17 protein-coding genes are annotated in these 25,407 nt (G+C 66.0%); 7 read left to right on the forward strand and 10 right to left on the reverse strand.

The features are described 5' to 3' along the window. The first annotated feature begins 50 nt into the window (after positions 1 to 50). Positions 51 to 3,596: a NahK/ErcS family hybrid sensor histidine kinase/response regulator gene (locus NLM27_RS06435; RefSeq protein WP_375142232.1), complete on the forward strand. Its 3,546-nt coding sequence runs from the start codon at positions 51 to 53 to the stop codon at positions 3,594 to 3,596. After that, on the forward strand, positions 3,593 to 4,246 hold the full coding sequence (locus NLM27_RS06440) for a response regulator transcription factor (protein ID WP_254148766.1): 654 nt from the start codon (positions 3,593 to 3,595) through the stop codon (positions 4,244 to 4,246). The genes NLM27_RS06435 and NLM27_RS06440 overlap by 4 nt, the downstream gene beginning before the upstream one ends. 64 nt (positions 4,247 to 4,310) lie before the next feature. Here the strand turns inward: NLM27_RS06440 and NLM27_RS06445 are convergent, their stop codons facing one another. Beyond that, positions 4,311 to 10,082 (reverse strand): apolipoprotein A1/A4/E family protein, encoded by a 5,772-nt coding sequence (locus NLM27_RS06445; protein ID WP_254142554.1) that lies wholly within the window; start codon positions 10,080 to 10,082, stop codon positions 4,311 to 4,313. 397 nt (positions 10,083 to 10,479) lie between these two features. On the opposite strand from NLM27_RS06445, the gene NLM27_RS06450 reads away from it, so the two are divergent. Together NLM27_RS06450 and NLM27_RS06455 are read left to right on the forward strand one after the other, a co-directional pair. Continuing rightward, entirely contained in the window at positions 10,480 to 10,854 is a 375-nt protein-coding gene (locus NLM27_RS06450) for an Hpt domain-containing protein (RefSeq protein WP_254142555.1), read from the forward strand. Positions 10,855 to 11,018: 164 nt separating this feature from the next. Then, the gene (locus tag NLM27_RS06455) at positions 11,019 to 11,339 is read left to right on the forward strand and encodes a 2Fe-2S iron-sulfur cluster-binding protein (RefSeq protein WP_254142556.1); all 321 of its coding nucleotides are present in this window, start codon (positions 11,019 to 11,021) and stop codon (positions 11,337 to 11,339) included. A 30-nt stretch (positions 11,340 to 11,369) separates the two neighbouring features. Here NLM27_RS06455 and NLM27_RS06460 read toward each other — a convergent pair whose 3' ends face one another. Next, entirely contained in the window at positions 11,370 to 11,837 is a 468-nt protein-coding gene (locus NLM27_RS06460) for a thioesterase family protein (RefSeq protein WP_254142557.1), read from the reverse strand. Between the two features lie 182 nt (positions 11,838 to 12,019). On the opposite strand from NLM27_RS06460, the gene NLM27_RS06465 reads away from it, so the two are divergent. The 3 genes from NLM27_RS06465 (at position 12,020) to NLM27_RS06475 (ending at position 14,358) form a co-directional block, all read left to right on the forward strand. Then, the gene (locus NLM27_RS06465; protein WP_254142558.1) at positions 12,020 to 13,048 is read left to right on the forward strand and encodes an NAD(P)/FAD-dependent oxidoreductase; all 1,029 of its coding nucleotides are present in this window, start codon (positions 12,020 to 12,022) and stop codon (positions 13,046 to 13,048) included. 123 nt (positions 13,049 to 13,171) lie between these two features. Then, positions 13,172 to 13,756, forward strand: a complete 585-nt coding sequence (locus tag NLM27_RS06470; protein ID WP_254142559.1) for a DUF2147 domain-containing protein — start codon at positions 13,172 to 13,174, stop codon at positions 13,754 to 13,756. 245 nt (positions 13,757 to 14,001) lie between these two features. After that, a complete protein-coding gene (locus tag NLM27_RS06475) occupies positions 14,002 to 14,358 on the forward strand; it encodes a hypothetical protein (RefSeq protein WP_254142560.1) in 357 nt (118 codons plus the stop codon). Between the two features lie 57 nt (positions 14,359 to 14,415). Here NLM27_RS06475 and NLM27_RS06480 read toward each other — a convergent pair whose 3' ends face one another. The 8 genes from NLM27_RS06480 to NLM27_RS06515 all read right to left on the reverse strand — a co-directional run bounded on the left by NLM27_RS06480 (position 14,416) and on the right by NLM27_RS06515 (position 25,317). Then, positions 14,416 to 14,685 (reverse strand): hypothetical protein, encoded by a 270-nt coding sequence (locus NLM27_RS06480; protein ID WP_254142561.1) that lies wholly within the window; start codon positions 14,683 to 14,685, stop codon positions 14,416 to 14,418. Between the two features lie 226 nt (positions 14,686 to 14,911). Beyond that, the gene (garD, locus tag NLM27_RS06485) at positions 14,912 to 16,453 is read right to left on the reverse strand and encodes a galactarate dehydratase (protein WP_254142562.1); all 1,542 of its coding nucleotides are present in this window, start codon (positions 16,451 to 16,453) and stop codon (positions 14,912 to 14,914) included. Between the two features lie 149 nt (positions 16,454 to 16,602). Beyond that, positions 16,603 to 18,051, reverse strand: coding sequence for an aldehyde dehydrogenase family protein (locus NLM27_RS06490; protein ID WP_254142563.1), 1,449 nt, complete (start codon positions 18,049 to 18,051; stop codon positions 16,603 to 16,605). Between the two features lie 74 nt (positions 18,052 to 18,125). Then, positions 18,126 to 19,463, reverse strand: coding sequence for a glucarate dehydratase (gene gudD / locus NLM27_RS06495; RefSeq protein WP_254142564.1), 1,338 nt, complete (start codon positions 19,461 to 19,463; stop codon positions 18,126 to 18,128). A gap of 26 nt (positions 19,464 to 19,489) precedes the next feature. Continuing rightward, positions 19,490 to 20,434: a 5-dehydro-4-deoxyglucarate dehydratase gene (kdgD, locus tag NLM27_RS06500; protein WP_254142565.1), complete on the reverse strand. Its 945-nt coding sequence runs from the start codon at positions 20,432 to 20,434 to the stop codon at positions 19,490 to 19,492. A 129-nt stretch (positions 20,435 to 20,563) separates the two neighbouring features. Then, positions 20,564 to 21,469, reverse strand: a complete 906-nt coding sequence (locus tag NLM27_RS06505; RefSeq protein WP_254142566.1) for a LysR substrate-binding domain-containing protein — start codon at positions 21,467 to 21,469, stop codon at positions 20,564 to 20,566. Positions 21,470 to 21,592: 123 nt separating this feature from the next. Next, positions 21,593 to 22,945 carry an MFS transporter gene (locus tag NLM27_RS06510; RefSeq protein WP_254142567.1) on the reverse strand — a complete coding sequence of 451 codons (1,353 nt, stop codon included), beginning with the start codon at positions 22,943 to 22,945 and terminating at the stop codon, positions 21,593 to 21,595. Between the two features lie 419 nt (positions 22,946 to 23,364). Further along, entirely contained in the window at positions 23,365 to 25,317 is a 1,953-nt protein-coding gene (locus NLM27_RS06515; protein WP_254142568.1) for a hypothetical protein, read from the reverse strand. Positions 25,318 to 25,407: the final 90 nt, after the last annotated feature.

Consider the following 25,407-nt stretch of genomic DNA (forward strand, 5'->3'; position numbering starts at 1 on the left):
TCTGGCCCCTTTCGTCGCCGGCGGATCGGACGGTCTCGGGTGAGGATGTCTTGCAGGCGTGGTTCGTTCTTGCGGTCGCTGCCGGCTATGTGACCACGCTGTTCCTGGTGGCCTGGTGGGGCGATCGGCGGAGCGCCGGTGGGCCGCTGGTTTCGCCAAACTCCTGGGCGGCCGCGATCAGCTATTGCCTGACCCTTGCGGTCTACAACACCTCCTGGAGCTTCTACGGATCGGTCGGACGTGCCGCGACCAGCGGGCTGGACTTTGCCACGATCTATATCGGCCCGACCCTGGTGCTGCTGTTCGGCCAGCCGCTCCTGTCGAAGGTGATTGCGATCGCGAAGGCGCAAAACGTCACCTCGATTTCGGACTTCATCGCCGCGCGCTACGGCAAGAGCCAGGCGCTCGCGGCCTTCGTGACGCTCGCGTCGCTGCTTGGCGTGCTTCCCTATATCGCGCTCCAGCTCAAAGCCGTCGGCAAGAGTTTTGACTATCTGATCCTCCAGCCCGAGCGTGCCGGCGGCGAAGCGCTGCGGTTCTGGCAGGACTCCGCATTCGGCGTCGCGGCGTCGATGGCGCTGTTCGCGATCGTGTTCGGCGTCCGGCATGTCCATGCCAGCGAGCATCATCGCGGCCTGATGCTCGCGATCGCCTTCGAGAGCGTCGTCAAGCTGCTCGCATTCCTGATCGTCGCGCTGTTCGTGCTGTTCGGCCTGTCTGGCGGGCCGGCTGCTCTGCTGTCGCAATTTCAATCGGAGCCGCAGCTGGCGGGGATCCTGAGCTTCGATCCGACGCAGCCGGTGTGGCCTGCGACGATCATCATCTCCGGCATCGCCTTCCTGTGCCTGCCGCAGGCGTTCCATGTCGCCGTCGTCGAGAACGAGTCACCTAGCCATACCCGCACTGCGGCATGGCTCTATCCGACCTATCTCGCGCTGTTCAGCCTGCTGATCCTGCCGATCGCCGCGGCCGGGCTTGCCAGGTTCGGCGCGATGATGGACCCCGACACCTACGTCATCTCGCTGCCGATCGCGGCGGACGCGAGCACTATCAGCCTGATCGCGTTCCTGGGCGGGCTGTCGGCCGCCACCGGCATGGTGATCATGACGTCCGTCGCGCTCAGCACGATGCTCTGCAACGACGTCATCATGCCGTTGCTGTTGCGCTCGCGCGTCTTCGGCCTGCGTGCGCAGAGTCGGCCGATGACCTCGGTGCTGGTGGCGGTGCGCCGGCTCTCGATCCTCGGCATCCTGCTGCTCGCCTATCTGATGCACCGCCTGGTCAACCAGTCCTATCCGCTCACTGTGATCGGACTCTTGTCGTTCGTCGCGGTCGCGCAATTCGGTCCGGCGTTCGTCGGAGGGTTGTTCTGGCCGCGTGCCAACAAGGCTGGCGCCTCGGTCGGGATCGCGGCCGGCTTCTTCATCTGGGCCTATACGCTGCTGCTCCCCTCGGCCGCGCCGCTGTGGCCCGCGATCGAGGAGATCGTCCGCCAGGGCCCGTGGCAGCTCGCCTGGCTCAGGCCGAACGCGCTGCTGGGTCTCGAAGGGATCGATCCGATCTCGCACGCCACACTCTGGAGCCTCGGCGCCAACCTCGTCTGCTTCCTGATGGTCTCGGCGCTCGGACGGCAATCGACCGTCGAGCGCAACCAGGCGGCCGCATTCGCCGATGGCGTCGTGCGCGAATCGATCCCGAAACTGTCCTCACGCGTGGTGGTCCGGCTCGACGATCTCCGCGCGCTGGCGCTGCGCTTTGTCGGCGCGGAGCGCGGCGCGGCGGCATTCGACGGCTATCTCGCGGCGCGGATCGCCGGCACCGGGCCGCACCTCGATCCGTCAGGGTTCGTCGATCTCGACTCGATCCGATTCACCGAGAATCTGCTTGCCGGCGCGATCGGTGCGGCATCGGCGCGCGTGGTGATCGCGGCCTCGCTGGAAGGGCACTCGCTGTCGCGGCGGGCGGCGATGGCGATGCTCGACGAAGCCTCGGAGGCGTTGCGCTTCAATCGCAGCCTCTTGCAGAGCACGCTGGAGAGCGTGCCGCAGGGTATCTGCGCGTTCGACGCGGATTTCAACATCACGGCGTGGAACGGCCGTTTCATCGCGCTCTTGGACCTGCCGCCGGATTTCGTTCGCGTCGGTCTTCCGCTGGCGGATCTCATTGGCTTCAACGTCGAGCGCGGCGAATATGCCGCGTCCGAATTCGCCGCGCTGCTGGTCAATCGTGACGTCGCCGCGCAGAGCTGGCCCTATCTATACGAGCGCAAGCGGCCGGACGGCACGGTGCTCGAGATCGTCTATGACCGCGTTGCCGAGGGCGGCTACGTTTCGACCTACACCGACGTCACCGAGCGTCATCGGGCCGCGGAAGCCTTGCGACGCGCCAATGAGGGGCTCGAGCTGCGCGTCCGCGAGCGGACCGAGGCGCTGGAGCAGGCAAAGGCAGAAGCCGAGCAGGCCAATCTCGGCAAGACCCGCTTCCTGGCGGCGGCCAGCCACGATCTGCTCCAACCATTGAACGCGGCCCGCCTGTTCCTGTCAGCGCTCGACGAGAGCCTTCACGCCTCGTCGCGAGCCGGGGATACCGACAAGGAACGCACCTTGGCGGGCAGCGCGATTACGGCACTTCGCTCGACCGAGCACGTCCTGGACAGGCTGCTCGACATCTCCTCCTACGATGCCGGCGCCGTTCGCGCCGAGGCGTTCGATTTTCCGATCGCGGATCTGCTCGTGCAGTTGAACGTCGAGTTCTCGGCGATGGCGCGCGAACGCGGGCTCGTCCTCAGCGTCGTGAATTGCCGCCTTGCTGTGCGCAGCGATCCGCATCTCTTGCGTCGCATCTTGCAGAACCTGCTGTCGAACGCGCTCCGCTACACGCCCAAGGGCCGCATCCTGCTCGGTTGCCGGCGGCGTGACGATGCGCTGCGCGTCGAGGTCTGGGATACCGGCATCGGGATCGCGGCGGAGGACAGAGCACGCATCTTCGAAGAGTTCCAGCGTCTGGCGCCGGGGGCGGAGAAGGGATTGGGGCTGGGGCTCGCCATCGTCGATCGTGTATCGCGACTGCTGGGCCATGCCGTCGATGTCCGTTCGCGCCCGGGACATGGTTCGTGCTTCGCCGTCACGGTGCCGCTTGGGCGCGGACCAGGCAGGCCGCTTCAGCGCAATCCCGCGATTGCATCGCCCGTGGCGGCGGAACGGCCGCTGACGATCCTGTGCCTCGACAATGAGGCGACGATCCTCGAGGGCCTGGCGGCGCTGCTCGGCGGCTGGGGACATCGCGTGCTGGTCGCGGCTGACGCTGCCGAGGCAATGGCGGCGGCCACAGCCAGTCCGCCCGACGTCGTGCTGCTCGATTACCACCTCGATGGCGGCCGCAGCGGCTTGGACTTTCTCGACGATCTCAGGCAGGAGTCAGGTCGCGCCGTCCGCGCGCTGGTCGTCACCGGCGATCGCAGCGAGGCAGTGCGCAAGGCGGCGAGGGCGCGCGGCTGCGAGATCCTGTCGAAGCCGATCAAGCCGGCAGCGCTGCGGCGCATCCTCGACAGCGAGGCGCTGAGCCGGCAGTTCGGGACCAAACTGGAGAATTCCTGACAATGCACATCCTTATCGGCGACGATCATCCGCTGGTACAGGCCGCGCTGCGGAGCGCGCTGTCGAGCGTGCTGCCGGACCTCGACATCATCGCCTGCCAGTCGCTGGACGAGGCGATCGGCGTCCTGACGTCCCAGTCCGACGAGATCGACCTGATCCTCTGGGATCTGACCATGCCGGGTATCCAGGGCTTTGCCGCGCTATTCATCCTGTCGGCGCAATTCCCGACGGTGCCGGTGGCGATCATCTCGGCGCGACAGGATGCCGCCACGATCCGCCGCGCGATCGCTTACGGTGCATCCGGCTACATCCCGAAATCGCTCAGCCTGCCCGAGATGGCGGATGCCATCACGAAGATCCTGGCCGGCGAGATCTGGATGCCGCCCAACGTCGGCGGGCGCGGCTCCATCCAGAGCGCCGATGTCGAGCTTGCCGCGCGAATGGCCTCGCTGTCGGCACAACAGCTGCGCATTCTCGCAATGATCGTCGAAGGCAAGCTCAACAAGCAGATCGCGGGCGAGCTCGACATCGCCGAGCAGACGGTGAAGGGCCATGTCTCGACGATCCTGCGCAAGCTCGGCGTCGGCTCCCGCACCCAGGCCGCGGTGCTGGCCGAGCGGCTGTCATTCGGCCAGCCCAACGGCACCTGAGATCCTTCCCGCAAAATCAAAACGGAGGCCGCGAGGCCTCCGTTTTCGTTGCGCTATTGGCTGCTCAGCCCAGCCGTCCCGCCGCATGGGCGAGCAGCGTGTAGACCAGCCCCGTCTCCGAGGTCAGGTGGCTGCGCAGCTCCTGCGGGCCGCGGCCGTCGCGGGCGACTTCGTCGAGCAGACGCTCGAACTCCGCGACATAGCGGTCGACCGTGCCCTTGAAGTTGCGGTCGGCGCGGTACTTGCGGGCGACCTCGTCGAAGGCCTTCTGGCCAGCGGGCGTATACAGGCGCTTGGTGAAGGCCTTGTTCTCGCCGCGCTGATAGCGGTCCCACATCTCGGCGGCAAGGTTGCGGTCCATCAGCCGGCCGATGTCGAGCGACAGCGATTCCAGCGGATTGCCGCCACCCTGCGGTGGCTGGGGCTGCTGCGGAGCCACCGGGCGGCCGCGCGGCGCCTCACGGCCGGCTGGACCGGTGTCGGCGCGGTTGAGCAGGTCCGACAGCCAGCCGTCGCGGTCCTGGTCGTTGTTGTTGCCGGCAGGCGCGACCGGCGGTGCCTCGGTGCGGCGCGCGGCCGGCACGCCGAGGTCCGGCGGCGGCAGCGTCGAGGCGCTGCCGGTGTCGCGGATGCGGGTCTCGGTGGCACGGCCGCCGACGGCTGCTGCCAGCATCGGCTCGTCCTGGCGCTGCACGCTGGCGCGGCTCGTCGTGGTGACGTCGAGGCCGCGGCCATGCTGGGCCACGATGCGGTTGAGCTCGGCGAGGGCCTCGATCTGGTCGACGATCACCTTGCGCATCTGCGCGGTGCTCTCGGCAGCCTCCTGCGGCATCTCGAGCACGCCGCGGCGCAGCTCGTTGCGGGTGGCCTCGAGTTCGTTGTGCATCTCGAGCGCCATTTGCTTCATGCTGGAGACGAGGTTGGTGAAGCGCTCGGTCGACTGCTTGAACATCGTATCCGCCTCGTCGGTGGTCTGGCGGTAGATGTCGTGCATGGCCTCGATGGTCTGCCGGTGCTCCTCCTCGGACGCCGCGCGCACCGCCTCGAACTGGCGGGTGATCGCGGCCGAGCCCGCGCCGGCGGTCTCGGCGACGACCCGGGCGATGTCGCGGGCACGCTCTTCGGCGGCGGCCAGCGATTCATCGAGCAGGCCGGTGAAGCGCGACAGCCGCTGGTCGAGATCGGTCGTACGCAGGTCGATCGTGGTGACGAGCGATTCCAGCGCCTGCTTGCGCTCGGCGAGCGAGGCGGTGGTGTTCTTGTTGCTCTGCTCGACGACCTGCGCGGCATCGACCAGCGCCTGGCCGTGCTTGTCGAACTGGGTCGACAGCTCGCCGAGATCCTGCAGGGCCTTCGTGGTCTTGCTGTTGAAGACGTTGAGCTGATCTTCCAGGCCCTGCGTCGCAGCGCCGTTGCGCGAGGTGACGTCGTTCATCGCCGAGACGAAGTCGGCGACGCGCGTCACCAGCGCCCGCTCGAGCGAGTTGAGGTTGTCGTGCGCACCGGTCAGCACCTCCTGAAGCAGGATGTTGCCTTCGCGCAGACGCTCGAACAGGGCGACCGTGTCGGTACGCAGGATCTTGCTGGTCTCCTGCATCTCGGTGACGGCGGCGATCGAGACCTGGCGCGACTGGTCGATCGCCGAACGCGAGGCGTGCTCGAGGTCCTTGAGCGACTTGCCGACCGCGCCGGTGGCGATCTCGCTTGCCGTATTGATGGCGCGCGCGACTTCCGAGCCGTTGCCCATCATGGTCTGCGAGAACGCCTGGCCGCGCGTCTCGATCGACTTCAGCGCGTCGGAGGTGACGCGGTCGATGTCGAGCGTGAGCTGGCTGGTTTTGGAGCCGATCGCATCGACCAGGGCGCCGCGCTTGGAGTCGATCATGTTCGACAGACGGTCGGCCTGCTGCTGCACATAGGTGACGATCTCGTCGGTCTTGCCGGTCATGGCCTGGCCGAAGCTGCTCGAGGCGGCGAGCACCGAACGCTCGACGTCGGCCGAGCTCGACTTGACCCGCGAGCTCGCCTCGTTGGACGCCGATATCAGCGCGTTCTGGGCGTTGAGCGCGCTGGTCTGGATGTCGTTGGTCGCGTTCGTGGTCGCTGCGCTCAGCGTGCGCTCGATCTCGGTCGAGATCGTGCGGATCTGGCTCGCGGCATCCGCCGAGGTCGAGGTCAGCGAGGTCTGCGCCTCACGCGCGCTGTTGAGGATTGTCGAGGCGGTGTCGGCGCCGATCGCGGTCAGCGTGCGCTCGATGTCCGTGGTCAGCGACTTGATCTGGCCCGCCGCGTCGGTCGAGGCGGAGATCAGCGTTCCCTGCGCCTCGCGCACGCCGCTGGTGAGCGCCTCGATGGTGGCGCCGCCGGCGGTCGCCAGCGCGCGCTGCATCTCGGCGGCGAGCGAGCGGACCTGGCTGGTCTGCTCGGCGGAGACCGCGAGCAGGGTGCTCTGGGCGTCGCGGGCGCTGGTGGTGATCGTCTCGGCGGTGGTCTGGCCGACCTGCGAGAGCGAACGATGCACTTCGGCCGCGAGCGACTTGACCTGGCTCGCCGCATCCGAGGATGCCGTGACCAGCGTGCTCTGCGCCTCGCGGGCGCCGGTCATGATGGTCTCGGCCGTCGAGGTGCCCGCCATCGAGAGCGAGCGCTGCACGTCGGAAGACAGCGCCTTGATCTGGCTGGCGGTCTCGGTCGAAGCCGCAATCAGTGCGCCCTGCGCGTCGCGGGCGCCGGCGACGATCGATTCCGCCGTGGTGGTGCCGGCCTGCGACAGCGAGCGCTGCACATCAGTGGTGAGCGTCTTGACGTGGTTGGCCGCATCCGACGAGGCGGTGACGAGCGCGGTCTGCACCTCGCGGGCGCCGGCCAGGATCGAGGCGGCGGTCGCCGAGCCCGCTGCGGACAGCGTGCGTTCGACATCGGCCGCGAGCCCCTTGATCTGGTTGGACGCATCGCCCGATGCGGCGACGAGGGTCGACTGCGCCTCGCGGGCGCTGCTCAGGATCGAGTTCGCAGCGCCAGTGCCGACCGTGGTCAGCGCGCGCTCGACCTCGGTTGAGGTCATCTTGAGCTGGGCGTTGACGTCGGAGGAGACCGTCATCAGCGACTGCTGGGCGGTGCGCGCACCGGTCTGGATGGTCTCGCTGGTGTTGACGACGAGGTTGGTGAGCGAGCGCTCGGCGTCCTCGACATGCGAACGGATCGCGGTCGAGATCATCTCGGCGCGGGACATCATGTCCTCGCTGGCCTGGCGTCCGCTGCTCTCGATGCGGCCGGCGACGGCCTCGACGCGCGAGCCGAGCAGGTCCTCGAACTGTGCCACGCGCACGTCGATGTCGTTGGCGACCGAGCCGACCTTGGTCTCGATGGTGTGGTGGATCTCCTGGAAGCGCGCCGTGACCGTATCGGTCAGATACGTGCTGCGGCCGTCGATGGTCTCGGTGACGCCGGTGATGCGGCGGTCGACCGCCTCGATTGCCTGCGCGGTGCCGTCCGTGAGCGTCGCGGTCAGCAGCGTGAGACGCGTGTCGATCGACTGCACGGCCTGCGATGCGCCGTTCGTCACGGCGTTGGTCAGGTAGGTGAGGCGGGAGTCGATGGATTCGAGCGCCTGCGACGCGCCGCCCGTCAGCGTCGTCGTGAGGTGCGTCAACCTGGTGTCGATCGACTGGATGGTCTGCGATGTGCCATCGGTCAGCGAGGTCGTGAGATGATTGAGGCGCGCGTCGATGGTTTCGATGGCCTGCGATGCGCCATCGGTCAGCGAGCTCGTGAGGTGGGTGAGGCGCGAGTCGATGGTTTCGATGGCCTCTGATGCGCCGCCGGTCAGCGACGTCGTGAGGTGGGTGAGGCGGGTATCGATCGACTGGATCGCCTGCGCGGCACCGTCGGTCAGCGACGTCGCCAGCGTGTTGATGCGACCGTCGATGGTTTCGGTCATGGACTTCGCGCGGGTGTCGAACGACTGTTCGAGCGCGGCGACGCGGCCGACGAGCTGCTCGTCGAAGGTTCTGATATGGCCTTCGATCGTGCCGTCGAGGCTGGCGAACTTGCCGTTCAGCGAGGCGTCGAAATTGCTGACGCGTTCGCCGATCGCCGTCTCGAAATGCACCAGTCGCTGGTCGAGCGCGGCCGTGATCTCGCCGCCGTTCGCGGTGAAGCGGGTGTCGAAATTGTCGACATAAGTCTTCAGCGACTCATGGATGTCCTGCGTGCGCTGGCCCATGCGCTCGACGATCTCGCCGCCGAAAGTCTTCACGGTGCGGTCGAACTCGGAGATGTGACGGGTGATCAGCGCGCCCAGCGTGCCGGAGTCACGGGCGAACTTCTCGACCAGCTCGGTGCCCTGGTTCCTGACGAGCTCGTCGAAGGCGCTCATCTGCAGCGACAGTGAATCGTGCGCGGTCTCGGTCTGGCTCACGACCTTGGCGACCAGGGTGTTGACGGTGGCGTCGAGTGCCTCGCTCGCCTTGTCGCCGCTCGTCATGATCTGGCCGGCGAGCCGGTTGCCGGCGTCGTCGATCTTGGCGGAGATGTCGCTGGAACGCAGCTCGAGTTCGAGCAGCAGCGAGTCCGACGAATTCTTCAGGGAATCGTGCACCTGCTCGGTGCGCTCGGAGATGCCGTCGACGATTGCGGCGGAGCGCTGCTCGAACTCGCCGGTGATGCGGTCGATGCGCTCGTTCAGCATCTCGTGGACGCGGTCGGCGAGGTCGACGAACTCGTCGTGGACGTGGCCGGTCTTGAAGTTGAGGCTGGTGGTCAGCCGCTCGCTGGCGTCGAGCACGGCGCGCGTGGTCTCGTTGCTGGCCTCCTCGAGGCGATCGAGCAGGTCGCCGCCGCGCTCGCCGAGCGCGAGGATCATGTTGTCGCCGGCATTGCTCAGGGCGCCGGTGATGTGGGCGCCGCGCTCTTCCAGCGCGCCGGTGATGGACTTGGCGACCTCGTCGACGCGCGAGGCGATCGCGTCCGAGATCAGCGCGATGTCGTGGCGCAGGTCGATCTGCACGCCGGAGATGGCGCTGCGGACCTGCTCGGCCTGGCCGACCAGATTGTCGCGCTGATGCGCGATGTCCTGGAGCAGGGCCCGGATGCGCACCTCGTTGTCGGAATAGGCGCGCTCCAGCGCCGCGACCTCGTTGGCGACGAGCGTCTCGAGCTCGCCGGCGCGCGCGATCGCGCGCTCGATGCCGTCGCCCATCGCCGCGACCTCGCGGCGGATGGCCTGGCCGACGGTGACCATGGAATCGGAGGCCGAGCCTTCCGGCTCGGAGAAGCGGATTGCGACCTGCGCCATCGCCTGGGCGATCATGCGCATTTCCTGACCCCGCCAGACAAGGCTCGCCAGGAAGTAGAACAGCATGATCGGCGCGAAGAACATCGCGATCAGGCCGGCAATGACGAGCACGCCGCCGCTCTGGCCCATGGCGGCCTGGATCGAGGGCAGGAAACCGAATGTCAGCGCGGCGCAGGCGGCGAGCCAGACGCCGGCGAAGATGGTGGCGAAGGTGTAGACGTTGCGGGCAGGGCGGCCCTTCTGAAGCGCCTGGAGCAGCTGACCGATGGTCTCGCGGTCGTCGTTGGCGGCGCGGCGCGAAGTGCGCGGCTCCTCGATCGAATCAAACACGGTCGCGCGTTCGTTGGCGGCGGGACGCGGCTCGAAGCTCGGCTCGTCGAAGACCGGGGGCGCGGGCGGCGCCACCGGCGGCGGCGTTTCGTTGCGCATCGCGGCGTTGCGGCTCGTATCCGCAGCAGTGTCACTGATGTTGAGGGCTTCCTGGATCGCAGAAAGCGCAACTTCTGTTGGGTCTTTGACCTTCTTCGGAGTGTTCGCCATGTTCAGTCCGAGCCCTCGTTACTTGTACGCGTCCCCCCGCGAGCCCTGCGCATTACGCAAGCCCACAGACCGGATCATGCCGCATGCGCGGATTTCCGAGCCGTGCCCACCCCGGAACGGCTTGTCCGCCAATTTCTGCAACATCCTATTGGCAGAGAGTGGCGAATGAAATGCCCGCGATTAAGACAATCTTAATCATCGTTAACAGGATCGGGCCGTAACGCCTTAGCAATAAATGCAATTCTCCACGGAACTCGGCTGATTGCGGCAACTTTTAGTCAACAAACCGGCGGAATTGCGTAAACCAGCCCAAACATTTCGTTAACCATTTCCATGCTTGGGTGGGAGGAACCTGACCGCCGGACCGGCGGGATCGCGCTATGCCGGGGCCTGGGTCATGACGCCTGAACTGCAACGGATGGACTGGATGCCCTCGCCCCCGCTTGCGCCCGTCGACAGCCCGCTCGACCTCGATCACCTCTCCCGGATGACGCTCGGCGATGCCCAGCTGGAACAGGAAGTGCTGGCTATGTTCGCGGAGCAGGCAGTCCGCCTGATCGCGGCGATGGCGGCGCTGCCGACTGATGCCGGCGCACTCGCCCACAAGCTCAAGGGTTCGGCTCGCGGGATCGGCGCCTTTGCAGTGGCCGATGCCGCCGCTCATCTGGAGAGCGCGATCCGGACCGGCCATGGCCGGCCCCACGCCTTCGCCGCGCTGAAAGAGGCGGTGACCGAGGCCCGCGCCGCCATCGAGGCGATCCTGAAGTCTTGAGGCTCGAGGGTGAAGCCGGACTCTAGTCTCTTGTTTTGACGCGTTTTCTTGCCGCAAAGCGGGATTTACATCGCTTCAAAACGCTATGGCGCCGGGCTGACCGACCCGTTATAGGACAGCCCGGACCCTCCTTCATTCCCAGCACCGCGGCAGTACGAGCACACATGGCCAAGATTCACTTTGTCGACCACAAGGGCGAAACCCGCACGGTGGAAATCGAGAACGGCGCAACCGTGATGGAAGCCGCGATCCGCAACAGCATTCCCGGCGTCGAGGCCGAATGCGGCGGCGCCTGTGCCTGTGCAACCTGCCATGTCTATGTCGACGAAGCCTGGCGCGAGAAGGTCGGCAGCCCGACGCCGATGGAAGAGGACATGCTCGACTTCGGCTTCGACGTACGCCCGAACTCGCGCCTGTCCTGCCAGATCAAGGTCTCCGACGAGCTCGACGGGCTGGTTGTGGCGACGCCGGAACGCCAGGCCTGATCGTCATAAGCCCGATCCGTCTCGATCGAACTACGTACCGGGCGGCGCGACCTCGATGCCCCGCTTGTGCCAGGGTCTCAGCTTCGCGATCACGTCCGCAGTGAGCGGCGTCGGCCGCCGCGACGCTTCGTCGATCATCACGCCGACGGACGTCGCCGACGCGATGCACTTTCCTTGCGAGAACACGACCTGCTCGAAGGTCACCGACGTTCGTCCGAGCTTCACCACGCCGAGCCCGAGCTCGATCGTGTTCGGCCAGTGCAACTCGGCGCGGAAATGGATGTCGAGCCGCACCATGATCCAGGCAAGACCTGGCGGCGTCAGCCCGTATTCCGGGAGCTTCATCAGCGTGACCCGGCCGGTCTCGAAATAGGTGGCATAGACGGCGTTGTTGACGTGCTGGTTGGGGTCGAGATCGCCGAAGCGGACGTTGTCACCGAGGCGATAGGGATAGTCTTCCAGGCGCGGCGTCGTATCGAGGCGGCTTGGTGCGTTCACCGATTGATCTCCGTCATATCTTCGCCCGTTACAGCCCAGTTGTTTTGACCCGGCAAGAGGGTACGGCCGCGGGGCGCTCCCGCTTTTATGCCTTCCCTGATCCATCCCCGTTGGCTAGACAGGCAGGGTCACCTCGGCCCAAAGGGCGCCGTCCAACCGATAACGACCGATAAAGAGACGACATGAGCGACGTGATCAAAACCGATGTGCTGATTATTGGCGCCGGCCCCTGCGGTCTGTTCGCCGCCTTCGAGCTTGGCCTTCTCGACATGAAGGCGCATTTCGTCGACATCCTCGACAAGGTCGGCGGCCAGTGCGCCGAGCTCTATCCGGAAAAACCGATCTACGACATTCCCGGCATTCCGCACGTCTCCGGCCAGGGGCTGACCGACGCGCTGATGGAGCAGATCAAGCCGTTTCATCCGACCTTCCATCTCGGCGAGATGGTCGAGACGGTGGAGAAGATCGGCGATCCCGGCTTTCGCTGCACCACCGATGCCGGCAAGGTGTTCGAATGCAAGGTGGTGGTGATCGCGGCCGGCGGCGGCTCGTTCCAGCCCAAGCGTCCGCCGGTGCCGGGGATCGAGGCCTATGAAGGCACTTCGGTACACTACGCCGTGCGCAAGATGGAGACGTTCCGCGACAAGAACGTGCTGATCGTCGGCGGCGGCGATTCCGCGCTCGACTGGACGCTCAACCTGCATCCGCTCGCCAAGCGCATCACGCTGCTGCATCGGCGCGACGAGTTTCGCGCCGCGCCCCACAGCGTCGAGCAGATGCGCGCGCTGGTCGCCGGCGGCAAGATGGATCTGAGGCTCGGCCAGGTCACCGCGCTGGCGGGCGCGGACGGCAAGCTCGCCGGCGCCACGATCAAGGGCAACGACAACGCCCTGACCGAAATCTCCTGCGACACCATGCTGCCGTTCTTCGGGCTGACCATGAAGCTCGGCCCCGTGGCGAACTGGGGCATTGCGCTGGAGAACAATCTCGTGCCGGTCGAGACGTCGGCGTTCGAGACCAACGTACCCGGCATCTTCGCGATCGGCGACATCAACACCTATCCCGGCAAGATCAAGTTGATCCTTTGCGGCTTCCACGAGGGCGCGCTGATGTCGCAAAAAGCCCATCGCTACGTCTATCCGGAGAAGCGGCTGGTGTTCCAGTACACGACCTCGTCCTCCAGCCTGCAAAAGAAGCTCGGTGTCAACTGACGGCGCCAGGAGGGGAGGCGATGCCCCATGTTTCTGGAGCTGGAACCGTTCGCGAAATCGCCGTAGTCTGCGGCCATTGCGATAGTGGCTTGGCAGGGTGATTGGCTCAGCAAGGTGATGATGATGCGGACTCTTTTTTCCAGCTTTCGGCTGCTTCCTTTTCTTGCGCTGTCGCTGGTCGCGGTGACGCCGTCTGTGGCGCAAACCGCGGAGCCCACGGCGGCGGGTCTCTGGCAGAAGGTCGAAGACGGCAAGACGGTCGGATGGTTCCTCTTCGTCGACCGCAACGGCGTGTATGAAGGCGTGATCGCAAAGACGTTCCCGCGGCCCGGCGACGATCCGAACGAGGTCTGCAGCAAGTGCACGGACGATCGCAAGAACGCGCCGGTGCTCGGCATCTCCTTCGTCCGCAACATGAAGCGCGAAGGTCTGAAGTACGAAGGCGGCAATGTGCTCAATCCGCGCGACGGCCAGATCTGGAAGGCCAACATGAAGGTCAGCCCGGATGGCCAGACCCTGACGCTGCGCGGCTATCTCGGCATCTCGCTGCTCGGCAAGGACGAGGCCTGGACGCGCCTGCCGGATGCCAACATCGCCCAGGTCGATCCCGCCATCGTCGCCAAATATCTCCCCGCCCAGGCCGCCGTCGCGAAGCCGGCACCTGCGAAGAAGGGCGGCGCAATGATGGCGCCGGCGCCCAAGCAATAAGGTCTGACGTCGCGCACTGTGCCGCCTGATCGACTGTAGCTCCGGCGGCCATATCCACCGAAAGACGAACCCGCCGCGCGCCCGCTCCAGTAGTTGCCCGGAATGCATGCTGGCGCCGGATTTGCATAGCTATCCGCAAAGCCGCTGGGGGATGAGTCGCTGTCCTTCAAGCCTTTCGCCGAGCCGCGGAAGGCGGACGGCGCCCGTTGTCCCTCGCGGCGATCATTTCGATCCGCGGAGACGATATGCGACTTGCAAGATTGTGTGCGGCGCCATTGCTGGCCCTGACGGCGCTCGTGGCGACATCGGCGCTGGCGCGCGACGACGGGCGCTTCGCCAACTCGCCGTTAAAACCCTGGTTCGAAAGCTTGCACAGCCAATACGGGCAGTGCTGCTCGGACGCCGACGGCTACGTCATTGCCGATGTCGATTGGGAGTCCGATCGCGGCGGCTACCGCGTGCGCCTGGACAACGAATGGGTCGTGGTGCCCGACGGCGCCGTCATCACCGAGCCGAACAAGATCGGCCGAACCATGGTGTGGAAGCACTATGTCGACGGCCATCCGCGCGTGCGCTGCTTCATGCCGGGCAGCATGACATGAATGCGCATGTCATTCCGGTCGGCGCGGAGCGCCGAAGCCGGAATGACAAGACGTGGCTTAGCGCGCTTCGCTTTCCGAGCCCGCGCTTGCGAGCCGCTTGACGCGCGGCGACAGCACCGAGACCTGCACGGGCGAGGCGGGCATGCCGGCGACGATCATCGCGGGCGCGACCGACTGCTCCTCGACGCCGGCGCCGCCGAGCACCTGCACTTGCGTCGTCGAGATCGGAAACGAGGTCACTTCGTAAGAGGGAAGCTCGCTGGCGAACGCGCCGGCCGAGCTCGCGATCATGGCGCCGGCAACGGCAAACATCGAAAGAATACGCATTGGAAAATCTCCGTTGAAAATGTCAATCGGAGGTTTGGTCGCGTCGATGCCGCAGCAGGTTCGCTCGTGCACGAACATTCGCATCGCCTTCGGCGAACATATTGGTTGCTTGATGCGAAAGGACGAAACGAAGGCGAAATTTTTCGTGCCAATATTTCCGGACGGTTTCGCGGACGAACCGATGCGCTTCGCTTGGCGCTCCTGCCGATCCGCCTGCTTGCCGCCCTCAGGTCACGGGCGCCGGATTGAACAGCGTGAGATCGTTGTGGATGCCCCAACGATCCGACCACGGCTTCGTGCGGCCGCTGGCGACGTCGAGGATCAGGCGGAACAGGTCCCAGCCGGTCTCCTCGATGGTCTTCTCGCCGGTGGCGATGCGGCCGGCGTCGAAGTCGATCAGGTCCTTCCAGCGCCGGGCGAGTTCGCTGCGGGTCGCGACCTTGATCACGGGCGCAGCTGCAAGACCATAGGGCGTGCCGCGGCCGGTGGTGAATACCTGCAGCGTCATGCCGGAGGCCAGCTGGAGCGTGCCGCAGATGAAGTCTGACGCGGGCGTCGCTGCAAACAGCATGCCCTTCTGCGTCGCCTTCTCGCCGGGCGAGAGCACGCCGGTGATGGCGCTTGATCCGGACTTGACGATCGAGCCCAACGACTTCTCGACGATGTTGGCGAGGCCGCCCTTCTTGTTGCCGGGCGTGGTGTTGGCGCTGCGGTCGGCGCCGCCGCGGGCCAGATAGGAATCGTACCAGGCCATCTCGCGCACCAGCGCGCGGCCGACATCTTCGTTGATCGCGCGTCGCGTGAGCAGCTGGATGGCGTCGCGCACTTCGGTGACTTCAGAAAACATCACGGTGGCGCCAGCGCGCACCAGGAGGTCCGCGGCAAAACCGACGGCGGGATTGGCGGTGACGCCGGAGAAGGCATCGCTGCCGCCGCATTGCAGGCCGATGACGAGATCGGAAGCCGGGCACGTCTCGCGCTTGCGGGTGTTGAGCACCTTCAGCCGCGCCTCGGCCTGGGTCATGATGGCGTCGACGATCGCGCCAAAGCCGTCGAAGGCCTCGTCCTGCATGCGCACGATGGCATCGCTGACGCCTTCCGGCACCAGCCGCTCGGGCGCAAGCTTCTCGCAGCCGAGACCGACGACCAGGATCTCGCCGCCGAAATTCGGGTTGAGCGCGATGTTCTGCAGCGTGCGGATCGGCACGACCGCATCAGGCGCGGTGATGGCGACGCCGCAGCCATAGGCGTGCGTCAGCGGCACGACGTCGTCGACGTTCGGGTACTTCGGCAGCAGCTCGGCGCGGATGCGCTTCACCGCATATTCCATCGTGCCCTTGACGCATTGCACGGAGGAGGAGATGCCGAGGATATTCTTGGTGCCGACCGAGCCGTCCAGATTGCGGTAGCCCTCGAAGGTGAAACCTTCGAGCGGCGGCAGCGGGGCGGGGACGGCGGTCGAAATCTCGAGCTTGTCGAGGGCAGGGGCCTCCGGCATGCGGATGCGTGCCTCGTCCACCCATTCGCCGGCCTGGATCGGCGAGAGCGCGTAGCCGATCACCTCGCCATAGCGGATGATCGGCTGATCCTGCGCGATGTCGATCAGCGCGGTCTTGTGCCCTTGCGGCACGAAGGCGCGCAGCGTCAGTCCGCAGGCAAAGCGGGAGCCGGCGGGAAGCCCGAAATCGTTGACCACGATCGCGACATTGTCGCGCTCGTTGAGCTTGATGTAGCGGGGCTGCTCTTTCGCTGCGACGTCCTGGTCCATTGAGGACTCCGGGATTTGTAGGGTGGGTTAGCGCAGAAACTGAAATCGTAGGGTGGGCAAAGGCGCAACGCGCCGTGCCCACCATCTTCACACCGAGCATAAGCGGTGGGCACGCTTCGCTTTGCCCACCCTACGGTATCTACCCGTGGTTAGCCGGGGAACGTATAAGCCGTTTTCACCGTGGTGTAGAACTCGCGCGCGTAGGAACCCTGCTCGCGGGCGCCGTAGCTCGAACCCTTCCGGCCGCCGAACGGCACGTGATAGTCGACGCCGGCGGTCGGCAGGTTGACCATGACCATGCCGGACTCGCTGTTGCGCTTGTAGTGCGAGGCGTATTTCAGGCTGGTGGTGCAGATGCCGGAAGCAAGGCCGAACTCGGTGTCGTTGGAGATCGCCAGCGCCTCCTCGTAGTTCTTGGCGCGAATGACGGCGGCGACGGGTCCGAAGATTTCTTCACGCGCGATGCGCATGTTGTTGTTGGCTTCGGTGAACAGCGCCGGCTGGAGATAATGGCCGGGCGTCTCGCGCTTGAGGAGCTCGCCACCCCAGGCGAGCTTGGCGCCCTCGTCCTGGCCGATCTTGATGTAGCGCAGGTCCTGGTCGAGCTGGCTCTGGTCGACGACCGGGCCGATATGCACGCCGGCCTTGAGCGCGTCGTCCACCGACAGGCCCTTGAGGCGCTCGGCCATGGCCGCGACGAAGCGATCATGGATGCCTTCGGTGACGATCAGGCGGGAGGAGGCGGTGCAGCGCTGGCCGGTCGAGAAATAGGCGCCGTTGACGGCGACCTCGACGGCGGTCTTGAGATCCGCGTCGTCGAGCACGACCAGCGGGTTCTTGCCGCCCATCTCGAGCTGGAACTTCTTCATCGGGTTCGACAGCACGCAGGCCTGCGCGATCTTGCGGCCGGTCTGCACCGAGCCGGTGAAGGAGATCGCGGCGACATCCGGGTGGTCAAGCAGGGTCTGGCCGACGACGGAGCCGGAGCCGACCACGAGGTTGAACACGCCGGCGGGGATGCCGGAGCGGGTGATGATCTCGGACAGCGCATGCGCGGAGCCCGGCACCAGCTCAGCCGGCTTGAACACCACGGTGTTGCCGTAGCAGAGCGCGGGCGCGATCTTCCAGGCGGGGATCGCGATCGGGAAATTCCAGGGCGTGATCATGCCGACAACGCCCATCGGCTCGCGCGTGAGCTCGACGTCGAGCCCGGGACGGACGGAGGCACCCTTCTCACCGATCAGCCGCAGCGCTTCACCGGCGAAGAACGCAAAAATCTGGCCGGCGCGTGCGACCTCGCCGATGCCCTCCGGCAGCGTCTTGCCTTCCTCGCGCGCGAGCAGGCGGCCGAGCTCTTCCTTGCGGGAGAGGATCTCGAGAGAAATCTTGTTCAAGGCGTCGTAGCGCGCTTGAGGCGTCGATTGCGCCCAGGCCGGGAAGGCGGCCTTCGCGGCGGCGATCGCCTTCTCGGTCTGCGCCTTGTCGGCCTTGGCGTATTCGCCGACGAGGTCGTTGGTGTTGGAGGGGTTGATGTTCCTGGTGACGCCGGAGCCGTCGACCCATTCGCCGCCGATGAAGTTCTTAAGGATCGCAGTCATCGTTTCCTCCTTATCAAGAGGCATGATCCTATCGGAAAACCGGTGCCCGCTTTTCCGGGATCATGCCTGAAAGCTTACCGCACGAGGCAGGGACTCTTGTCGTCGAAGGTCCAGCCGGGGATCAGGTCCTGCATGGCAGTAGCGTCATCGCGTGCGCCAAGTCCATGCTGCTTGTAAAGGCCATGCGCAGCGTCGATGGCCGCCTTGTCGATTTCGATACCCAGGCCCGGCCTGTCGGGGACGGCAATCTTGCCGCCCTTGATCTGGAGCGGCTCCTTGGTCAGAGCCTGGCCGTCCTGCCAGATCCAGTGGGTGTCGATCGCGGTAACCTTGCCGGGTGCAGCGGCGCCGACATGGGTGAACATGGCGAGCGAAATGTCGAAATGGTTGTTGGAGTGCGAGCCCCAGGTCAGGCCGTTGTCGCGGCAGGTCTGGGCGACGCGCACCGAGCCCTGCATGGTCCAGAAATGGGGATCGGCCAGCGGAATGTCCACCGCGCCCAGGCGCAGCGCATGGGCGAGCTGGCGCCAGTCGGTCGCGATCATGTTGGTCGCCGTGGGTAGGCCCGTCGCGCGGCGGAACTCGGCCATGATCTCGCGGCCGGAGAAGCCGGCCTCGGCGCCGCAGGGGTCCTCGGCATAGGCGAGGATGCCGTGCATGTCCTTGCAGAGGTTGACAGCTTCCTCGAGCGACCATGCGCCGTTGGGGTCGAGCGTGACGCGCGCGTTCGGGAAGCGCTTGGCAATCGCGGTGACGGCCTCGATCTCCTGCTCGCCGCGCAGCACGCCGCCCTTGAGCTTGAAATCGGCGAAACCGTAATGGTCGTGGGTGGCTTCCGCGAGCCGCACCACGGTCTCGGGCGTCATCGCTTCCTGGTGGCGCAGGTTGAACCATTCCGCCTTGCCGGACTCGCCGCTGACATAGTCGAGCTTCGACGTGCTGATATCGCCGACGAAGAAGAGATAGCCGAGCGTCTCGACGCTCTTGCGCTGCTGGCCCTCGCCGAGCAGCGCGGCGACCGGCAGGTCGAGATGCTGACCGAGCAAATCGAGCAGCGCGGATTCGATCGCCGTGACCGCGTGGATCATCACGCGGAGGTCAAAGGTCTGCTTGCCGCGCCCGCCGGCGTCGCGGTCGGCGAAGGCCGTGCGGACGTCGGCGAGGATGTTGTTCATCGCGCCGACGGTCTTGCCGATCACGAGATCGCGGGCGTCCTGCAGCGTCTGCCAGATCTTCTGCCCGCCCGGGACCTCGCCGACGCCGGTGTGACCGGCATTGTCGGTGAGGATGACGATGTTGCGGGTGAAGAACGGCGCATGCGCGCCGCTCAGATTGAGGAGCATGCTGTCGCGGCCCGCGACCGGGATCACCTGCATCGCCGTGACGACCGGTGCGCCGGAAACTTCCACCATTGCACGCTCCTCCCTGTTGCGTTTTGTTATTCTGCAGCCTGTTGTGACGACCGGATGGCGGGCAGATTCTTCACCAGCGCGGTCAGTTCCGCGATCTCCTGCTCGGTGAGATCGGTCAGCGGCGGACGGACCGGGCCGGAATCGCGGCCGATCACCTTCATACCGGCCTTGATGATCGAGACCGCATAGCCCTTCTTGCGGTTGCGGATCGCGATCAGCGGCAGGATGAAGTTCTTCAGGCCGGCGTGGATGGTCTCGTGGTCGCGCTTGCGCACCGCGGCGTAGAAGTTGGTGGCGAACTCCGGAACGAAGTTGAACACGGCCGAGGAATAGGTCGTGACGCCCATGTCGAGATAGGGCAGCGCAAAAGTCTCGGCGGTCGGCAGGCCGCCGATATAGGTCAGGCGGTCGCCGAGCTTGGTGTAGACGCGGGTCATCAGCTCGATGTCGCCGATGCCGTCCTTGTAGCCGACGAGGTTGGGGCAACGCTCGGCGAGGCGGGCGAGGGTGTCGGGCTGGAGGATGGCGTTGTCGCGGTTGTAGACGATGACGCCGATCTTGACCGAGGCGCAGACCGCCTCGACATGGGCTGCAAGGCCGTCCTGCTCGGCATGGGTGAGATAGGGCGGTAGCAGCAACAGGCCGTCGGCGCCGGCCTTCTCGGCGCCAACAGCGATCTCGCGGGCGATCGCGGTGCCGTAGCCGGTGCCGGCGAGCACGGGCACGCGGCCCTTGGTCTCCTCGACGGCGATCTTGACGACCTGCGGAACCTCGGTCGGCGTCAGCGAGAAGAACTCGCCGGTGCCGCCGGCGGCGAACAGGCCGGCGACGTCATAGCCGCACAGCCAGTCCATGTTGGCGCGATAGGTCGTCTCGTCGAGGGAGTAATCCGCCCTGAACGGCGTGACGGGGAAGGACAGGAGGCCCGATCCGATCTTCTGGGCCATCTCGTGCGGGGTCATCTTGCTCATGGGCGCGGCTCCCTTCTTGCGTGTTGTGGAGGACGCGAGCTGAAGCCTGCGCGTCCATGCACCGTGGTTTAGGAGACCGTTCGATGCGCGTCCAAGCCAAAGCCTATATCGACCGATGCAGATTGAGCATCAATCTTCCGCTATCTCCGCGGAGGACAATTCACCGGCGATTTTGATGAGGGCCGACAGCAGCGGATTCTCGTCGTCGCGGCGCCAGACCATGAACAACTCGACGGGGACTCGTGTGCGCAACCTCAGCGGCCGCAGCCGGACGTCCGCTATCTTCAGGCTCGCCGCCGCGGCGGGCACGATGGCAAGGCCGAGGCCGGCGCGGACCATGGCGAGAATCGAGTGGATCTGGCTGAGATGCTGGACATAGCGCGGCAGCACGTCGGCGCGCGTGAACAAGGCCACGAGGAGGTCGTGGAAGTAGCGGCTTTCATAAGGCGAATACATCACGAAGGGCTGGTCGTCGAAATCCTTGATGGTGATGCTGTCGGCGCTCGCCAGCGGATGCTTCTTGGGGATCGCCGCGAGCAGGGGCTCGGCGACGACGCGGCGGCTGGCAAGCTCGGGACGCGCGATCGGCGGCCTCAGCAGGCCGGCGTCGATCTGGCCCGAGGTCAGCGCCTCGAACTGGTCGCCAGACACCATCTCCTTCAGCGAGAAATCGACCTCGGGCAATTTCGCGCGGCAGGCGGCGACGAGCTCAGGCAGGAAGCCGTAAGCCGCGGCGGCAGTGAAACCGATCTTCACCGAGCCGGTCTTGCCGAGCGCAATGCGGCGGGCGACCTGCGAGGCGCTTTCCGCAAGCTTGAGGATCCGCCGTGCCTCCGGCAGGAAGCTGCGCCCCGCGGGCGTCAGGCGCACCGAGCGGCTGGTCCGCTCCAGAAGCGGCGCGTCGATGATGTGCTCGAGCACCTGGATCTGCCGGGACAGCGGCGGTTGGGTCATGTTCAGCCGCGCGGCGGCGCGGCCGAAATGCAGTTCCTCCGCCACCGTGACGAAACAGCGGAGCTGGTTGAGGTCGAACATCGATACATGCCTTAGATGGATAAGGCGTTTCCCCGGCACTTCTAGCATCGATCACCCCCAAAACAAAGACGGCGGCTTTTCGAGCCGCCGTTGAGTTGCCTGGTCAAGCTCCCATGTGAGCCCTCAGGAGGAACGTTTGAGCGTCACCCGCTCGATCTTGCCGACGATGACGAGGTAGGCGAAGGCCGCCACCAGCGCGTTGAGGCCGACGAACACCAGCGCGCCGTTGAAGGAGCCGGTCGCGGCCAGGATGTAGCCGATCACGATCGGCGTGGTGATCGAGGAGAGGTTGCCGAAGGTGTTGAACAGGCCGCCGGAGACGCCGCCGGCTTCCTTCGGCGAGGTGTCGGAGACGACCGCCCAGCCGAGCGCGCCGATGCCCTTGCCGAAGAAGGCGAGCGCCATGAAGCCCACCACCAGCGCCTGTCCGTCGACATAATTGCAGGCAATGATCGACATCGATAGCAGCATGCCGCCCACGATCGGGATCTTGCGCGCCATGGTCAGCGAGCCCGTGCTGCGCAGGATCGCGTCGGAGATGACGCCGCCGAGCACGCCGCCGATGAAGCCGCACAGCGCGGGCAGCGTCGCGACGAAGCCGGCTTGCAGGATCGACAGCCCGCGCTCCTTGACCAGGTAGACCGGAAACCAGGTCAGGAAGAAATAGGTCAGCGTGTTGATGCAGTACTGGCCGAGATAGACGCCGAGCATCATGCGGTTGGAGAGCAGCTGGCGGATGTGGTCCCAGCCGGAGCCGGATTGAGGCGCACGCTCCTGCTTCAAATCGTCCTTGGGCGCGTCGAGATCGACCAGCGCGCCGCCCTCCTTGATGTAGTCGAACTCGGCGTCGTTGATGCCGGGGTGCTCTTTCGGACCGTAGATGGTCTTGATCCAGACGAGGCCCATGACGACGCCGAGCGCACCCATCACGAAGAACACGAAGCGCCAGCCATAAGCGTGGGCGATCCAGCCCATCAGCGGCGCGAAGATCACGGTCGCGAAATACTGTCCCGAGTTGAAGAAGGCCGACGCGGTGCCGCGCTCATTGCCTGGAAACCAGGCCGCGACGATGCGGGCGTTGGCGGGAAAGGAGGGCGCTTCGGCGATGCCGACCAGGAAGCGGAGTGCGAACAGCACGAGGATGGCGGTGCCGGCGCTGAAGAAGCCGACCCAGCCCTGCATCATCGTGAACATCGACCAGACGATGATGCTGAAGGCGTAGACGAGGCGCGAGCCGTAGCGGTCGAGCAGCCAGCCGCCCGGCACCTGCGCGATCACATAGGACCAGCCGAAGGCCGAGAAGATGTAGCCCATGGCGACGGGATCGAGATGCAGCTCCTTGGAGAGCGCGGGGCCTGCGATCGACAGCGTGGCGCGGTCGGCATAGTTCACCGTGGTGACCAGGAACAACATGGTCACGATGAGCAGCCTGACGCGAGACCTCCTCACATCCGCTGCGGACACCACTGCGCTCATCACGCGCCTCCTTAGAACTCGAAACGTTTCCCTCGAAGCGACTCCTAGAGGCGCGCGCGGCAAAGTGTCCAAGTTCAAGGGAGTATCGATCGATGCCGTTTTTGGATTGATGGAACGGCGAGTGCGGGGAACGATACGTGGTGATGGCGAATGCGTGAGCAAGCTAGCCCCACGCACTCAATTGTCATTCCCCGCGAAAGCGGGGAATCCAGTACACCGCGGCGTCTCGATTCAATCACTGCTGTCACGGAGTACTGGATCGCCCGGTCAAGCCGGGCGAGGACACCGAGAGTGTGGAAAGTGCAAACCCCAATCGTCATTGCGAGCGCAGCGAAGCAATCCAGAATCTTTCCGCGGAGGGACGCTGGATTGCTTCGCTGCGCTCGCAATGACGGTGTGGAGAGAGCTCGCTCTCTCTTCTACTGCTGCGCGCCGCCCAACAGCGGCGCCAATAGTCCGCGCGTCACGCCTGGCGGAACGGTATCGAGGCCGAGCACCGCGCTTGCGGCCGGCAGCGCGGCATCCGCCATCGCGGCGTGGCCTTCGGCGCTCGGATGCACGGCGCCGCCATAGACGGCGGAGAGCACGCCCCAGGTCGCATCATGAATGTCGGTCGGCTGGCTCGCGGCTGGCAGGCCTTGCGGATAGGTCATCGCAGCAAAATAGCTGTCGTTGGCATCGCGGATCCAGCGCGCACGCGGCAGGTAGGCGCGGTATTCCGAGGCGCCGCGGCCGCACAGCATCGGCTGGCTCGCCGCCGTCACGATGTCGGGATTGAAGCTCTGGCCGTTCTCGGCAAAGCAGGTGCGGTCGAATTCGGGATCGTTGCCCGAGTGAGCGCAGAAACCGTGGTCGGCGAACGCCGCCTGGTGCGTGTCGACGAAGGTCATGCGGTCCGCCTCCGGATCGCGGCACAGTGCACCGCGGGTGCAGGTGGCGAGCCCCTTCAGCTGCGGCAGGAATTCGGTGTCGACGAAGGTCGAGACACGGGCGAGGCGCTGCGGGTCGGCATTGAAGGACGGATGGATGTCGAAGCCGGCGCGGCCGCCGCGGCAGGGCACGCCGCCATCGGCGAGCGCCGGATTGGCATAGGAGACATAGACCACGTGTGAGAGGTCGCCGCCGACCAGTGGCTTCAGCGCCTCGCGCAGCTTGACGAAGTTCTGCGGCAGCTCGCGCGCCAGCGCATCGCGGGAATCGTCGACGCTGGCCATCACGCCGGAGCGGCGGAACAGCGCGCGCTCGGTCGCGGTGTCGACGATGACGTCGGCGACGAGACCGGAGAAGTAGACGTCGTTGGCGCCGACCGAAAGCAGCACCAGATCGAGCGTGCGATCAGGTTGACGTTTCTTCGCTGCGGTGAGCGCCTCGCGCAGCTCGGCGACCTGCGCGGCCACGCTGGTGTTGCAGACGCCGGTCTTGCCTGGCGGGCATTCGCGGGCGCGCTGCGAGCCGAGCAGCCCGTCGCCGATGCTGGCGCCGGTGCAGGCGAGCGGCAGGAAGGTCACGGCGATGTGGGTGTAGCGCACCGCGAGCGCCAGCGCGGTGCGGGCCTGATAGCTGTAGAGCGAGCGGTGGCAGGGCGCGTTGAACCAGAGGGCGCTGTAGCGTTGCCAGTTGGCGAGTGTATCCGGCGCCTCGCAGGCACGGCCGCCCTTGAAGCCGGCGCGGCTCGGCCGGTAGTACTGCGCGCCGGCGGTGCCGAGATAGGAGCGGAAGCAAAAACCTTCGTCCGACAGCGCCAGCGGCCGGTCGGGATTGCCTTCGCCGGACGCGATGCTGTCTCCCAGGCCAGCGACGAAGATGTCACGGACCTGGATCTCGGTCTGGATCCGCTGGGTCGGATCCGAGCCGGAGGAGACGTCGACGGTCGCGACCGTCTGCTTGCCGTAACGGACGCGCAAATTGACCGGCTCGGCGCAATCGAAGGTCGAGGCTTGCGGCCCGTCGCCGTCGTCGAACGACCAGGCGCAGGTGGCGCCGACCGGCACTGCGCCGGAGAGGCGCACCGTGACGGGGTGGTCGATCGGGGTGATGTAGTTTTCCTTGACGTTATCGCGGGTGCAGGGCTGGTTGACCCGGCCCTGAAGGTCGATGCAGAGCCGGTTGACCATGTTGCGGGCCCAGCCGCGACCCTCGCTCTGGAGCTCCAGCGACTGCTCGGCCGCCAGGATGCTGCGGTTGCGCGCGTTCTCGACATGGAGCAGGAAATCGCGCTCCTCGCGGAACAATCGGAAGCGGTTGCGTACCTCCCAACTGATCTGCATGGCGCCGGCGTCCTGCGCGGCGGCCCGCTCGGGCGCCAACGCGGTCAGAATCCCGGCAAGCAGCAGAGCGCCTGCGGAAAGGGTGCGAAAGGGGAAAGGGATCATGGCCCGCGTGTTCAACGGCAAAGTTGAGGCGGAAATAAGAGAGGATTGCTCCCCCGCCCGCAACCTTTGTCTGACGGTCTTGTGGCTCCG

The organism is Bradyrhizobium sp. CCGB12, from assembly GCF_024199845.1.
GTDB lineage: Bacteria > Pseudomonadota > Alphaproteobacteria > Rhizobiales > Xanthobacteraceae > Bradyrhizobium.